Origin of the sequence: Acidovorax delafieldii (assembly GCF_007993815.1) — a bacterium.
In the GTDB taxonomy this organism is placed as follows: Bacteria; Pseudomonadota; Gammaproteobacteria; order Burkholderiales; family Burkholderiaceae_C; genus Acidovorax; species Acidovorax delafieldii.
The window spans coordinates 54,824-67,749 of sequence record NZ_VJWE01000001.1 but is presented as its reverse complement, the minus strand read 5'-3'; the positions used below and the strand labels follow the sequence as shown (position 1 = coordinate 67,749).

The window sequence follows — 12,926 nt, the reverse complement described above, 5'->3', positions numbered from 1 at the left end:
CGCGGGTCATCATACGACTGTAGGGTGGGGCCAAAACGTAACGGCCTGTGGCGGGTACGCGCTCTTGGGCACTTGGCGACCATCTGTGGCAAGAGTGGTTTTCCAATACGTGTTTGGAAGCCGCTTTCAATAATTCAACAATCGTTGTATTATCGATCAATGCAAGAAACCGATGTTGTCCGTGCCCTCGCAGCCCTGGCCCAGGAGGTCCGCTTGCGGGTCTTTCGTGCGCTGGTGGTGGCGGGCCCTGCGGGGCTGACCCCCAGCGACTTGGCCGCCCAGCTGGAGGTGGCGCCCAACACCCTGTCCTTTCACCTCAAGGAGCTGTCGCATGCCGGGCTCATCAGCCAGGAGCGGCAGGGCCGCAACCTCATCTACCGCGCCGCGTTCGACACGATGAATGCGCTGCTGGCCTACCTCACTGAAAACTGCTGCGAAGGCCAGGGCTGTACCCCTGACGGCGCGGTTGCTTCTTGCCATTGCTGACCGTTCCTCACCGTTGCCCCAAGGAGAACCCCATGAAACGCTTCCACGCCCATGTGCATGTCGATGATCTGGCCCAGAGCATCGCCTTCTATTCCAAGCTGTTTGCTGCCGCCCCCGCGCGGGTGGAGGCTGACTACGCCAAGTGGATGCTGGAGGATCCGCGCGTCAATTTCGCCATCTCCACGCGCGGCGCCAAGCCAGGCCTGGACCACTTTGGCATGCAGACCGACGACGCTCAGGAGCTGGCCGAACTGAAGGCGCGCGCCGAGGCTGCCGACATGGCCTTGCTCGACGAGGGCAACACCACCTGCTGCTACGCCCGCAGCGAAAAGCACTGGGTGACTGACCCGCAGGGCATTGCGTGGGAGCACTTTCACACCCTGGGGGACATCCCCGTCTTCAACGAGGCCACACCGTCTTCATCAGCGGGCGCCTGCTGCGCGCCAGCGGCGGTGGCAGCCCCTGCACCTGCGGCCCCTCGTGCGGCGTGCTGCGGCCCGGCCACGGCCACAACCGCCAAAACCAGTTGCTGCTGAGAGCGCCGCATGACCGCTTTGAACGTTCTTTTTCTTTGCACCCACAACTCGGCCCGCAGCATCCTGGCCGAGGCATTGCTCAACGACATGGCACCGGGCCGGTTCCACGCGTACTCGGCGGGCAGCAGCCCGCGCGACAACCAGCAACCCAATCCGCTGGGCCTGCAGGTGCTGCGTGCCGCTGGCATCTCGACCGAAGGCCTGCGCAGCAAAAGCTGGGACGAGTTTGCCGCCCCGGGCGCACCCATGATGGACCTCATCATCACCGTCTGCGACAACGCGGCCGGCGAGGTCTGCCCCATCTGGCCCGGCCACCCCGCCACTGCGCACTGGGGCTACGCCGACCCGTCCGCAGGGGACGGCACGGACGATGAAAAGCGCGAGGCTTTCCGCAAGACCTTGCACGCCATCCACCAGCGGCTGGAGCTGCTCATCAACCTGCCTGCCGACAAGCTTGAAAAGACCCTGCTGCAGCACACCGCGCGCGAGCTGTCGCGTGCCGCCGCCACGCCATGACGGTGCAGTGCAACCCGGCCGGAGCCGCCGTCCCGGCCCCCATGAGCGTGTTCGAGCGCTACCTCTCCGTGTGGGTGCTGTTGTGCATCGTGGTGGGCATTGCGCTCGGGCAATTCTTCCCCTCAGTGTTTCAGGCGGTGGGCCGCATGGAGATCGCGAAGGTCAACTTGCCCGTGGGCCTGCTGATCTGGGTGATGGTCATCCCCATGCTGGTGAAGGTGGACTTCGGTGCGCTGGGCGAAGTGCGCAAGCACGCCCGGGGCATTGGCGTGACGCTGGTGGTGAACTGGCTGGTCAAGCCGTTTTCGATGGCGTTGCTGGGCTGGCTGTTCATCCGCCACTGGTTTGCGCCCTACCTGCCTGCGGACCAGCTGGACAGCTACATCGCAGGCCTCATCCTGCTGGCGGCTGCGCCTTGCACGGCCATGGTGTTTGTATGGAGCCGCCTCACGGGCGGCGACCCGCTGTTCACGCTGTCGCAGGTGGCGCTGAACGACAGCATCATGGTGGTTGCATTTGCGCCGCTGGTGGCGTTCTTGCTGGGCATCTCGGCCATCACCGTGCCGTGGGACACCTTGCTGACCTCGGTGATGCTCTACATCGTGATCCCGGTGGTGCTGGCCCAGTGGCTGCGCCGGTCGCTGCTGGCCCAAGGGCAGGCGGTGTTCGATGCCGTCATGGCGCGCATGGGGCCCTGGTCCATCGCCGCATTGCTGGCCACGCTGGTGCTGCTGTTTGCGTTCCAGGGCCGGGCCATCCTGCAGCAGCCACTGGTGATTGCGCTGCTGGCCGTGCCCATCCTGATCCAGGTGTTTTTCAACGCGGGGCTGGCCTACTGGCTCAACCGCGCGGTGGGGGAGAAGCACAGCGTGGCCTGCCCATCGGCACTGATCGGCGCCTCCAACTTTTTCGAGCTGGCGGTGGCCGCCGCCATCAGCCTGTTCGGCTTCCACTCGGGCGCCGCGCTGGCCACCGTGGTGGGTGTGCTGATCGAGGTGCCGGTGATGCTGCTGGTGGTGCACCTCGTCAACCGCAGCAAGGGCTGGTACGAGCGGGCGTGAGCGACTGACAAAACTCCCCTGGCGTCGTTGTCTCGCCTTGTCGTACTGCTTGTACTGCCTGCGGCGAAACGCCTAGCCAGGGCCGCTTCGCTGAGTTTTGTCAGCCGCTCGCAGGTGCTCAGCCCTTGGCGGTGGTGAGCAACGCCACCGCCTTGCGGGCCAGCGGCGCTGCCAGCATCACCGCCGGGAAGGCGAATAGCCACCCTGAGAGCCAGGCGCCTGTCCAGAGGCTCACAAAGTCCTGCTGCGGCTGCAGCGCGCGAAAGGTGGAGATGCCCGACACCAGCAGCGACATCACGCCCGACAAGATCAAGCTGAACAGCACCGGTCCATAGCGGGCGGGGATCATGCTGCAACCTCCTCGCCAGGCTGGCGTGCGCCCACACCGCTCAGGCGTTGCAGCGTCTCGGCAAAGTGCTGGCCGAACATGCGGGCGGTCTTGGTGTCGCCGGGCACAAAGGCATCGGCGGCCGCCCCGTGGCCCGCCTGCGCCATCAGGCCCGACCAGGAGCCGAGGCGGTTGGCCGCCTCGTCGTACGGCACCCCGGCGTGTTGCTCGGGCAGGATGGGGTTGCCCACCCACACCATGCCGTGCTGCATGGCAAACACCCACATCGACATCAGCGTGGACTGCTTGTCGCCCGCGGGCAGCGACGACACGGTAAAGCCCGCCGCCAGCTTGTTCTTGAGCTGCTGCGTTTTCCACAGGCGGCCCGTGGCATCCATGAAGGTCTTGAACGGCCCGGACACCCCGCCCAGGTAGGTGGGCGAACCCAGGATGACACCGTCGTAGCTCAGCAGGCGGTCGGGCGCCTGCGCCAGGTCTTCGGCCCGGACCAGTTCGGCGAGGACGCCCGGCACGGAGCGTGCGCCTTCCAGCACGTGGTGGGCAATGTGTGCGGTGTGGCCGTGGGCGCTGTGATAAACGATGGCAATGTGTTGCATGGTGTGGGTTCCTTGGGAGTGATTTCGGGGGAGAAGGCGCGGGACAGGTCAGCGTGAAATCAGTGCGATGACCAGCGCGGAGAGATACAGGCCCAGGCCAAACACGGTGTGGTTGGCCAAACTGCGCAGGCAGTTCTTGAGCGGGGTGGTCGTGCGCGATGCCGCAAAGCCCGAGCCCATGGCGGGCTGCATCACCAGGAGCGGCGCCGCCACGGTGCCCATGCCCACGGCCAGCGCGGGCCACAGGGTGGGGCTGTGGACCCAGGCAGCGCCCTGCAGGGACAGCAGCACCCCGGCAAAGGCCACGCCCACGGCGTAGTGCGTGAGCCAGCCCCAGGCCAGTTCGCCCCGGACCGGGGCCGCCTTGGCGATGGCGGCATGGGCGACTTGCCCGCGCACCAGGTGGCCTACCCAGCGGCCGAGGAAAGCGAAGTTGAGCGTGGGCACCCCCAGCCTTTTGAGCAGCAACAGCCAGGCATCCATGACGGCGGTGGCGCCGATGCCAAGGAGCATGGCGAGGGGAATGTCTTGCAGTGAGAGAGTCATCAAAACACCTCGGAAAGTTGACGGGAGAAGGTTTTGAACGGAATATAGAAGTTCAAGTCAACTTGAGGTCAAGAGGTTTTTTCATGGACATTGCCGAAGTCGCCAAACGCTCCGGGCTGCGGGCGTCCACGCTGCGGTATTACGAGGAGAAGGGGCTGATCCAGTCGGTGGGGCAACCGGGGGAGCGCCGCCGGTTTGCGCCCGGCGTGATGGACCAGTTGGCGCTGATTGCGCTGGGTCAGTCGGCCGGGTTCTCGCTGGACGACATCCGGTCCATGTTCTTGCCCAGTGGCGAGCCGAACATCGACCGGCAGCTGCTGTCAAGCAAGGCCGACGAGCTTGACACCATGGTCAAGCGCCTCAAGGCCATGAGCAACGGCCTGCGGCACGCGGCCGCCTGCCCGGCCGAGAGCCACGCCCAGTGCCCGTCCTTCCAGCGCCTGCTGAAAGCCGCCGCCGATGGAGCGCTGGAGCGTCAGCAGCGGCGCAGCGCGCAGCCGGTGGTGGGGCTGCGCCGGCCGCGTGCCTGAGCGGCCCGAGGCGCCTCGGTTGATTGGGTGATTGATTTGCTACATATTTTATAGCTATTCAGGCATATTGCACTAGCGCTATCGGTCGATAAGGCTTGAAATGGAGTCGCCGGGCGCCTGCACGGCGGTGTGGGCAGCGGCGCGGGCCCGTCACCCGCCTTTGGGGGCGCCGAGCTTGCGGTACACCGTGGCGCGGCTGATGCCCAGCGCGCGCGCCGCCTCAGCCACGTTGCCGCGCGCTTCCTGCACCGCGCGGCGGATCATGGCCACTTCGGCCTCGCGCAGCGGGGCAGGCGCCGACGCAATGCCTGGCACCGCTGCTGCTTGCGTGTCGCCCACGGTGCGGGCGTGTGCGGGCAGCTGCGCCAGCGCGTGCAGCCGCAGGCCCGACCACAGCGGCAAATCCAGCGGCTCCCTGCGTTGCTGGCGGGCCGCGTCGAACAGCATGGTCCAGGGCATGGCCAGCAGGTCGCTGCAGTGGGTGCGGGCACCGGGCAGGCCGGGCGCGCGCAGGGGTTGCGGCACCAGCTGGCGGGCCATGCTGTTGGCACCCACCACGCAGCCATCGGCGTCCAGCGTCAGCAGGCCGTCGCCTTCACCGCCCAGCGGGCAGCCCGGCCAGTTCACGCGCAGCAGCAGGGCATGGGGCAGTTGCAGCAGCAGTGCGTCTTCCATGGCGCGGGCCGACCGGGCCACCAGGTGGCGCAGCTCGGGCCGTTCGGGCACATCCACACCCGTCAGGTCCAGCATGCCCATGCAGCGGCCCTGGGGGTCGAACAGCGGCGCTCCGGCGCAGCTGTAGCTGGCGTTGTCGTCAAAAAAATGCTCGCCCCGGTGCAACCACACAGGCTGCAGCTCTTCCAGTGCGGCGCCGATGGCGGTGGTGCCCACGGCTGCTTCCGATAAATCAATGCCCACGCGGCCAATGGCGCTGGCGCGCGGGTCGCTCCGGTCGCAATGGCCCTGCACATCGACCACGATGCCGCGCGCGTCGGTGAGCATGGCGAAGTAGCGCATGCCCGCAATGGCCCGGGTCAGCTGCTCCAGCACCGGCCGGGCCGCGCGCAGCAGGTGGTGGTTCTGCTCCTGGCTGTGGCGCAGCGCCGTGGCGCTGACGGCGTCAAACGCCACGCGCCGTGTGGGCTCCAGGCCCCGCGCCAGGCAGCGTTGCCAGGACCGCGCAATCCACGGCTCCACCTCGGCGCGCACGGGCGCTGCACCGTCGGACAGCAGGCTCTGGCGCGCCTGCGCAATCAGCGCGTGGCGGTCAGCAGCGGGGTGGGGCACGGAGATCAGCATGTGAATGGGCTCCAGGTGGCTCGCATCATGCGCCGGTGTGCAGTGCAGCATGTTTCATTTTGAGAATATCCGGCGAGGCACCTGGTAAATCTAGGGTTGTCCCTAGGGATGCAGGCTGGGGTGCGGCAGAAGATGCGCGAGCGATGAGCGTGATCCTGATTCCCTCCGCGAGATCGTGAGCGCGCTCCTATCCAGCCAAAACCACTCCAGGAGACAGCCAGATGCAAGTCCAGTTCACGGTCAACGGGCGCGCTGCCAGTGTTGACGTCCCCCCCAATACCCTGCTTGTCCATGCGCTGCGAGAGCACCTGCTGCTCACTGGCACCCACGTGGGTTGCGACACCAGCCAGTGCGGGGCGTGTACGGTGCATGTGAACGGCCGGGCCGTCAAATCCTGCGCGATGCTGGCGGTGCAGGCCCAGGGGGCCGAGGTGACCACCATTGAAGGCATGGCCACCCCTGACGGCACCATGCACCCCATGCAGGCGGCGTTCAAGGAGTGCCATGGCCTGCAGTGCGGCTTCTGCACGCCGGGCATGGTGATGAGTGCGGTGGACCTGTGCAAGAACCATCCGAACGCCAGCGAAGGCGAGATCCGCGAGCTGCTCGAAGGCAACATCTGCCGCTGCACCGGCTACCAGAACATCGTGCGCGCAGTGCAGGTCGGCCAGAAGGCCATGGCCGGCGCCTGAGCCCGCCCGCCGTCCCCACGCCAGAACAATCCAAGGAGACAAGACCATGGGTGCATCCGACTTTTCCAAGCTGCCGCACATCGGCGAATCGCTCAAGCGCAAGGAAGACTACCGCTTCCTGACCGGCGCGGGCCAGTACACCGACGACGTGGTGCTGGCCGCGCAGAGCCATGCGGTGTTCGTGCGCTCACCGCACGCCCACGCCAAGATCAACAGCATCAACATTGACGCTGCCAAGGCCGCGCCCGGCGTGCTGGGCGTGTTCACCGGTGCCGACGTGGCCGCCGACAACATCAACGGCCTGCCCTGCGGCTGGCTCATCACCAGCACTGACGGCCAGCCCATGAAGGAGCCGCCACACCCCATCCTGGCGCAGGGCAAGGTGCGCTATGTGGGCGACCACGTGGCCATGGTGGTGGCGCTGACCCAGCAGCAGGCACGCGATGCGGCCGAGCTGGTAGAGGTGGACTACGACGTGCTGCCCGCCGTGGTGAATGTGGCCGACGCCGCATCGGGCGCCGTGGCCGGTGCGGCGCTGCACGACATCGCGCCTGACAACCACTGCTTCAAGTGGGCCATCGGCGACAAGGGCGCCGTGGACGCCGCGTTTGCCAACGCAGCGCATGTCACCCAGCTCGATCTGATCAACAACCGCCTGATCCCCAACGCCATGGAGCCCCGTGCGGCCATCGGCAGCTACAACCGCGCGAGCGACGAATACACGCTGTACGTCAGCAACCAGAACCCGCACGTAGAGCGCCTGCTGATGACGGCCTTTGTGATGGGCCTGCCCGAGCACAAGGTGCGCGTGATTGCACCCGATGTGGGCGGCGGCTTTGGCTCCAAGATCTATCTGTACGCCGAAGACGTGTGCCTGACCTGGGCGTCCAAAAAGCTCAACCGCAACATCAAGTGGGTGGCCGACCGCAGTGAGGCGTTCTTGAGCGATGCCCACGGCCGCGACCACGTGAGCCACGCAGAGATGGCGTTGGACAAGGACGGCAAGTTCCTGGCGCTGCGTGTGCACACCCACGCCAACCTGGGCGCCTACCTCAGCACCTTTGCCAGCGCGGTGCCCACCATCCTGTACGCCACGCTGCTGGCGGGGCAGTACAGCACACCGCAGGTGTATGTGGAGGTGGACTCGTGGTTCACCAACACCGCACCGGTGGACGCCTACCGGGGCGCAGGCCGCCCTGAGGCCACCTACCTGCTGGAGCGCCTGGTCACCCGCTGCGCGTGGGAGATGGGACTGCCGCAGGACGAGATCCGCCGCCGCAACTTCATCAAGGCCTTCCCGTACCAGACGCCGGTGGCGCTGCAGTACGACACCGGCGACTTCCAGGCCTGCATGGATGGGGCGAACAAGCTGGCCGACGTGGCGGGCTTCGAGCAACGCAAGGCCGCCAGTGCAGCCAAAGGGCTGCTGCGGGGCATTGGGTATTCGTCGTACATCGAGGCCTGTGGCATTGCGCCGTCCAACATCGCCGGCGCCCTGGGCGCACGCGCAGGTCTGTTCGAATGCGGCGAGGTCCGTGTGCACCCCACCGGCAGCGTGACGGTGTTCACCGGCTCGCACAGCCACGGCCAGGGGCATGAGACCACCTTTGCGCAGGTGGTGGCCGCGCGCCTGGGCATCCCGGTGGAGAACGTGGACATCGTGCACGGCGATACGGGCCGCGTGCCGTTCGGCATGGGCACGTATGGCTCGCGCTCCATCAGCGTGGGCGGCGCGGCCATCATGAAGGCGCTGGACAAGATCGAGGCCAAGGCCAAGAAAATTGCTGCGCACCTGATGGAAGCGAGCGATGCCGACATCGACTTTGCGAATGGCGAATTCACGGTGCGTGGCACCGACAAGAAGATCCCGTTCGGCCAGGTGTCGCTGGCAGCCTATGTGCCGCACAACTACCCGCTGGACGTGCTGGAGCCGGGCCTGAACGAAACCGCGTTCTACGACCCGACCAACTTCACCTTCCCGGCAGGCACTTACATCTGCGAGGTCGAGGTGGACCCCGCCACCGGCCACACACGGGTGGACAAGTTCACGGCGGTGGACGACTTCGGCACCATCATCAACCCCATGATCGTGGAAGGGCAGGTGCATGGCGGACTGGTGCAGGGCATTGGCCAGGCGCTGCTGGAGAACTGCGTGTACGACCGCGAAACGGGCCAGCTGCTCACCGGCAGTTTCATGGACTACGCCATGCCACGCGCCGATGACTTCCCCGAGTTCAAACTGGGCCATGTGTGCACGCCCTGCACCCACAACCCGCTGGGCACCAAGGGCTGCGGCGAGGCTGGGGCGATTGGCTCGCCACCGGCGGTGATCAACGCCGTGCTGGATGCGCTGCGACACCTGGGTGTGAAGGACTTCGACATGCCCGCGTCGCCGCACCGCGTCTGGGAAGCGATTCAAAACGCCAAGGCATAAGGAGATCCACCATGTACGCATTCACTTTTGAAGCGCCTTCCTCCACCGCAGCTGCCGCGCAGCTCATCGCCCAGGGCGGCAAACTGCTCGCGGGCGGGCAAAGCCTGCTGCCGTCCATGCGGCTGCGCCTGGCCAACCCTGAAAAGATCGTGGACCTGAACAGCATTGCCGAACTGGCGGGCATCCGCCGCGAGGGCAACGCGCTGGTCATCGGCGCCATGACGCGCCATGCCGACGTGGCATCCAGTGCGGATGTGAAATCCGCCATCCCTGCGCTGGCCGACCTGGCCGCCCACATTGGCGACCGCCAGGTGCGTGCACGCGGCACGCTGGGCGGCTCGGTGGCCAACAACGACCCTGCCGCCTGCTACCCCAGTGCGGTGCTGGGCCTGGGCGCCACGGTCATCACCAACCGCCGCGAGATAAATGCCGACGACTTCTTTGTGGGCATGTACACCACGGCGCTGGATGAGGGCGAGATCATCACCGCCATCCGCTTCCCGATCCCGAAACGCGCTGCGTACATGAAGTTCAAGCAGGCGGCCTCGCGCTTCTCGCTGGTGGGGGTGTTTGTGGCGCAGACCGACAGCGGCGTGCGTGTTGCGGTGACCGGTGCGGCCAGCAGCGTGTTCCGCCATGCGGGGCTGGAGGCGGCGCTCAACCAGAGCTTCACCCCGCAGTCGGCTGCCAGCGTGAAGATCGACGCGAGCGATCTGAACGCTGACATCCACGCCAGTGCCGCCTACCGCGCCAACCTCATCAGCGTGCAAACGCAGCGCGCTGTGCAGCAGATGCTGGGATGACGTGAAGGCAAACCCGCCACCGTGGTACGGCACCCGGTGGCGGGTTTTTGAGTGAAATTGGCTGCAAGCGCTAGAGGAATCTGCGCTGGCGGCTATGAATTGGATAGCAATGAACTCGTTGAACGCCGCGCCGGTTCCGGCTTCCATCGACGCCCTGGTGCAGGCCCTGCAGAGCGTGGGCTATTTTGCCGACCGTCGCCTGGCCACGGCGGTGTTTCTGGCGCTCAAGCTGCAGCGGCCTTTGTTGCTGGAGGGCGAGCCTGGAGTGGGCAAGACGGCGCTGGCCAAAGCCCTCTCGGAAGTGCTGTCGCGCAGCCTGATCCGCCTGCAGTGCTACGACGGCCTGGAGCAGCGCGAGGCGTTGTACGAGTGGAACTACGCCGCCCAGCTGCTGCACATGCGGGCAGCTGAAATGTTGACCCCCACGCTCCGCACTGACGTGTCGTCGCTGCCCCCCGAGGGGGCGCTCGCCGCCTTGGGGCGGCCCGGCGGCGGCTCGGTAGCGCCCATGGCCACTGCCGCGCGCGATATCGAAGCGGAGGTCTACCAAGACCGCTATCTCATCCGCCGCCCCTTGCTGCAGGCGCTGCAGGCACCAGAGCCGGGCGCCGTGCTGCTGATCGACGAGGTGGACCGCGCGGACGAGCCCTTTGAGGCCTTCCTGCTCGAATACCTGGGCGAATACCAGGTCAGCATCCCGGAGATCGGCACGGTGCGCGCCACGGCCACACCGGTCACGCTGCTCACCAGCAACCGCACGCGCGATCTGCACGACGCCGTCAAGCGCCGCTGCCTGTACCACTGGCTGGACTACCCCGAGCGCGAGCGCGAGCTGGCCATCGTGCGCGCGCAGGTGCCCGGTGCCAGCGAGGCGCTGGCCGTGCAGGTGGCAGAGTTTGTGGGGCGGCTGCGCAGCCAGCCGTTTGCCAACGCCTTCCAGCGCGCACCGGGCATTGCCGAGAGCGTGGAATGGGCCAAAGCGCTGGTGGCGCTCGACACCATCGTGGTGGACCCCGAGGTGGTGTCCGATACCGCAGGCATCCTGTTCAAGCAGCGCGAGGATGTGGCGGCGCTCACCCGCGACATGGCGGTGCAGTTGCTGCAGCCCGCCGATGCCGATGCATGAGAACCGCCCGATGGCCGAGGGCGCGATGTTCTCCCAACTCGGCGATGCCCGCACCGGCAAGCTGGCCGACAACCTGAGCGGCTTTGGCCGCACCCTGCGCCGCGCTGGCGTGCGGGTGGATGCGGCCCGCATGGCGCTGGCCCAGCAGGCGGTGATGCTGGTGGGCCTGCAGCGCGAGGACTTCGGTGCTGCGCTGGAGGCCGTGCTGGTCAGCCGCGAGCAAGACCGCATGGTGTTCCGCGAGCTGTTCGATGCCTACTTTCGCAATCCCAACGTCGCACAAAAGCTGCTGGCGCAGATGCTGCCCAGCGCAGAATCCAAGGCCGAGCCCGTCAAACGCCGCCCGCGCGTGAGCGAGGCACTGGCGCCTGTGCGTGCCGCGCGCAACGCACCGCCCGCGCGCGAAGAAGACAAGATCGAATTCGATGCCGCCATGACGGCCAGCGACCTGCAGCGCCTGCGGCAGGCGGATTTCAACCAGCTCTCGGCCAGCGAATACATCCTGGTGGAGCGCCTGGCGCGCGATGTGCCCTTGCCGTTGCCTCACTACGCGGCCCGCCGCACCCGGCCGGGCGCACGCGGCAGCCGCCCGCACTGGCCCGGTGCCATGCTCCATGCGGCGCGCAGTGGGGGCGAGGTGCTGCACATCCCCTTGCTGCAGCGCCGCCAGCAACCGCTGCCGCTGCTGGTGCTGGTGGACGTTTCGGGCTCGATGGAGCGCTACGCGCGTTTACTGCTGGCCTTCTTGCACGCCGCCACCGCGCCGCGCCACACCGGCGCTGCCGTGCGCCGGGACGTGTTTGCCTTTGGCACTGGCTTGACCGACCTCACGCCCGCCTTCCGCCTCGCCGACACCGACGCCATGCTGGAGACGGCCAGCCATGCCATCACCGACTTTGCGGGCGGCACCCGCATGGGCGACAGCCTGGGCCAGTTACGCCTGCAGCATGCGCGGCGCCTGGTGGGGCGGCGCACGCTGGTGCTGCTGATCAGCGACGGGCTCGACACGGGCGCCCCCGAGGTGCTGGAGCGCGAGCTGGCCTGGCTGCGCCGCCACTGTGGCCGCCTGCTGTGGCTCAACCCGTTGCTGCGCTACGAGGGGTATGCCCCCACGGCGCGCGGTGCGTCGGCCCTGCACCGCCAGGCCCACGGCATGGTGGCCGTGCACAACCTGAGCCACCTGAAGGACCTGGCCGCCAGCCTGGCAAGCGTGTTGCGGCAATGAGGGCGCGGCCCCGTACCGCATCGAGCCCAGCCATGCAGCGGACCGATTGAATTCCCACGACATCCACACCCATTGAAGACCGAGAGGACCCACCATGGAAATGCAAGCCAGCCGAACCCTTGCCGTCAGCCAGCAACAGGCCTGGGAGGCGCTCAACGACCCTGAGGTGCTCAAGCTGTGCATTCCCGGCTGCGACAAGGTCGAGCCCACGGCCGAGAACCTGTATTCGGTGGCCATGGCGCTCAAGATCGGGCCCGTGTCGGCCAAGTTCGCCGGCAAGATCACGCTGTCCGACATCGTGCCGCCCGAGAGCTACAACATCGCCTTTGACGGCTCCGGCGGCGTGGCGGGCTTTGGCAAGGGCAATGCCCAGGTCAAGTTGGTGCCGTTGCCCGCCGATGCAGCGGGGCAGGCCAGCTGCGAGCTGCATTACACCGTGCATGCCTCGGTGGGCGGCAAGATCGCGCAGCTGGGCCAGCGCCTCATCGACGGCGCCGCCAAGAGCATGGCCGAAGACTTCTTCAAGCGGTTTGACGACGAGATGCAGCGCCGCTTTCCGCGCGCAGAAGCCCCCCCGGCAGATGCAGCAGCCAGTGCCGATGCCATCACCCAGCCGGGCGCCGTGGAAGGAGGGAGTGCCACCCAGGGCGGCGGTATCCCTGCGTGGATGTGGGGTGTTGGCGTGGCGGCCCTCGTACTGCTGGCCTGGTGGTTCAATCGGGGTTGA

General features: G+C 67.0%; 15 protein-coding genes. 11 read left to right on the top strand and 4 right to left on the bottom strand.

Annotated features, from left to right (window positions below; all coding sequences use genetic code 11):
• Window positions 1-159: 159 nt before the first annotated feature.
• The 4 genes from ATF69_RS00305 to arsB are packed head-to-tail and all read left to right on the top strand — an operon-like array spanning window position 160 to window position 2,599.
• On the top strand, window positions 160-486 hold the full coding sequence (locus ATF69_RS00305; protein ID WP_146869529.1) for an ArsR/SmtB family transcription factor: 327 nt from the start codon (window positions 160-162) through the stop codon (window positions 484-486).
• Between the two features lie 32 nt (window positions 487-518).
• Window positions 519-1,022: an ArsI/CadI family heavy metal resistance metalloenzyme gene (locus ATF69_RS00300; RefSeq protein ID WP_146869528.1), complete on the top strand. Its 504-nt coding sequence runs from the start codon at window positions 519-521 to the stop codon at window positions 1,020-1,022.
• 9 nt (window positions 1,023-1,031) lie between these two features.
• A complete protein-coding gene (locus tag ATF69_RS00295; protein ID WP_146869527.1) occupies window positions 1,032-1,538 on the top strand; it encodes an arsenate reductase ArsC in 507 nt (168 codons plus the stop codon).
• Window positions 1,535-2,599, top strand: a complete 1,065-nt coding sequence (arsB, locus tag ATF69_RS00290; RefSeq protein ID WP_146869526.1) for an ACR3 family arsenite efflux transporter — start codon at window positions 1,535-1,537, stop codon at window positions 2,597-2,599. The genes ATF69_RS00295 and arsB overlap by 4 nt, the downstream gene beginning before the upstream one ends.
• A gap of 118 nt (window positions 2,600-2,717) precedes the next feature.
• Here the strand turns inward: arsB and ATF69_RS00285 are convergent, their stop codons facing one another.
• Genes ATF69_RS00285 through ATF69_RS00275 form a run of 3 tightly spaced genes read right to left on the bottom strand, consistent with a single transcriptional unit; the run spans window position 2,718 to window position 4,057 of the window.
• The gene (locus ATF69_RS00285; RefSeq protein WP_146869525.1) at window positions 2,718-2,948 is read right to left on the bottom strand and encodes a DUF2798 domain-containing protein; all 231 of its coding nucleotides are present in this window, start codon (window positions 2,946-2,948) and stop codon (window positions 2,718-2,720) included.
• The gene (locus ATF69_RS00280; protein WP_146869524.1) at window positions 2,945-3,544 is read right to left on the bottom strand and encodes a flavodoxin family protein; all 600 of its coding nucleotides are present in this window, start codon (window positions 3,542-3,544) and stop codon (window positions 2,945-2,947) included. Before ATF69_RS00280 ends, ATF69_RS00285 begins: the two co-directional genes overlap by 4 nt.
• Before the next feature lie 48 nt (window positions 3,545-3,592).
• Complete coding sequence (locus tag ATF69_RS00275) at window positions 3,593-4,057, bottom strand: DUF2938 domain-containing protein (RefSeq protein ID WP_146869607.1); 465 nt, start codon at window positions 4,055-4,057, stop codon at window positions 3,593-3,595.
• Between the two features lie 116 nt (window positions 4,058-4,173).
• On the opposite strand from ATF69_RS00275, the gene ATF69_RS00270 reads away from it, so the two are divergent.
• On the top strand, window positions 4,174-4,620 hold the full coding sequence (locus ATF69_RS00270) for a helix-turn-helix domain-containing protein (RefSeq protein ID WP_015015242.1): 447 nt from the start codon (window positions 4,174-4,176) through the stop codon (window positions 4,618-4,620).
• Between the two features lie 150 nt (window positions 4,621-4,770).
• On the opposite strand, the gene ATF69_RS00265 is transcribed toward ATF69_RS00270, so the two are convergent.
• Window positions 4,771-5,919: a helix-turn-helix domain-containing protein gene (locus tag ATF69_RS00265; RefSeq protein WP_146869523.1), complete on the bottom strand. Its 1,149-nt coding sequence runs from the start codon at window positions 5,917-5,919 to the stop codon at window positions 4,771-4,773.
• Between the two features lie 221 nt (window positions 5,920-6,140).
• Between ATF69_RS00265 and ATF69_RS00260 the strand changes: the two genes are divergently transcribed.
• The 6 genes from ATF69_RS00260 (at window position 6,141) to ATF69_RS00235 (ending at window position 12,926) form a co-directional block, all read left to right on the top strand.
• Window positions 6,141-6,611: a (2Fe-2S)-binding protein gene (locus ATF69_RS00260; RefSeq protein ID WP_056748178.1), complete on the top strand. Its 471-nt coding sequence runs from the start codon at window positions 6,141-6,143 to the stop codon at window positions 6,609-6,611.
• 46 nt (window positions 6,612-6,657) lie between these two features.
• On the top strand, window positions 6,658-9,045 hold the full coding sequence (locus ATF69_RS00255) for a xanthine dehydrogenase family protein molybdopterin-binding subunit (protein ID WP_146869522.1): 2,388 nt from the start codon (window positions 6,658-6,660) through the stop codon (window positions 9,043-9,045).
• 11 nt (window positions 9,046-9,056) lie between these two features.
• On the top strand, window positions 9,057-9,848 hold the full coding sequence (locus tag ATF69_RS00250; protein ID WP_146869521.1) for an FAD binding domain-containing protein: 792 nt from the start codon (window positions 9,057-9,059) through the stop codon (window positions 9,846-9,848).
• Window positions 9,849-9,957: 109 nt separating this feature from the next.
• Window positions 9,958-10,974 (top strand): AAA family ATPase, encoded by a 1,017-nt coding sequence (locus ATF69_RS00245; RefSeq protein WP_146869520.1) that lies wholly within the window; start codon window positions 9,958-9,960, stop codon window positions 10,972-10,974.
• Between the two features lie 10 nt (window positions 10,975-10,984).
• Window positions 10,985-12,199, top strand: coding sequence for a vWA domain-containing protein (locus ATF69_RS00240; protein ID WP_146869606.1), 1,215 nt, complete (start codon window positions 10,985-10,987; stop codon window positions 12,197-12,199).
• A gap of 94 nt (window positions 12,200-12,293) precedes the next feature.
• Complete coding sequence (locus tag ATF69_RS00235; RefSeq protein WP_146869519.1) at window positions 12,294-12,926, top strand: SRPBCC family protein; 633 nt, start codon at window positions 12,294-12,296, stop codon at window positions 12,924-12,926.

Coding starts and splice junctions, on each gene's coding strand:
- ATF69_RS00305 (WP_146869529.1), top strand. CDS start 160: ATGCAAGAAACCGATGTTGTCCGTGCCCTCGCAGCCCTGGCCCAGGAG.
- ATF69_RS00300 (WP_146869528.1), top strand. CDS start 519: ATGAAACGCTTCCACGCCCATGTGCATGTCGATGATCTGGCCCAGAGC.
- ATF69_RS00295 (WP_146869527.1), top strand. CDS start 1,032: ATGACCGCTTTGAACGTTCTTTTTCTTTGCACCCACAACTCGGCCCGC.
- arsB (WP_146869526.1), top strand. CDS start 1,535: ATGACGGTGCAGTGCAACCCGGCCGGAGCCGCCGTCCCGGCCCCCATG.
- ATF69_RS00285 (WP_146869525.1), bottom strand. CDS start 2,948: ATGATCCCCGCCCGCTATGGACCGGTGCTGTTCAGCTTGATCTTGTCG.
- ATF69_RS00280 (WP_146869524.1), bottom strand. CDS start 3,544: ATGCAACACATTGCCATCGTTTATCACAGCGCCCACGGCCACACCGCA.
- ATF69_RS00275 (WP_146869607.1), bottom strand. CDS start 4,057: ATGCTCCTTGGCATCGGCGCCACCGCCGTCATGGATGCCTGGCTGTTG.
- ATF69_RS00270 (WP_015015242.1), top strand. CDS start 4,174: ATGGACATTGCCGAAGTCGCCAAACGCTCCGGGCTGCGGGCGTCCACG.
- ATF69_RS00265 (WP_146869523.1), bottom strand. CDS start 5,919: ATGCTGATCTCCGTGCCCCACCCCGCTGCTGACCGCCACGCGCTGATT.
- ATF69_RS00260 (WP_056748178.1), top strand. CDS start 6,141: ATGCAAGTCCAGTTCACGGTCAACGGGCGCGCTGCCAGTGTTGACGTC.
- ATF69_RS00255 (WP_146869522.1), top strand. CDS start 6,658: ATGGGTGCATCCGACTTTTCCAAGCTGCCGCACATCGGCGAATCGCTC.
- ATF69_RS00250 (WP_146869521.1), top strand. CDS start 9,057: ATGTACGCATTCACTTTTGAAGCGCCTTCCTCCACCGCAGCTGCCGCG.
- ATF69_RS00245 (WP_146869520.1), top strand. CDS start 9,958: ATGAACTCGTTGAACGCCGCGCCGGTTCCGGCTTCCATCGACGCCCTG.
- ATF69_RS00240 (WP_146869606.1), top strand. CDS start 10,985: ATGGCCGAGGGCGCGATGTTCTCCCAACTCGGCGATGCCCGCACCGGC.
- ATF69_RS00235 (WP_146869519.1), top strand. CDS start 12,294: ATGGAAATGCAAGCCAGCCGAACCCTTGCCGTCAGCCAGCAACAGGCC.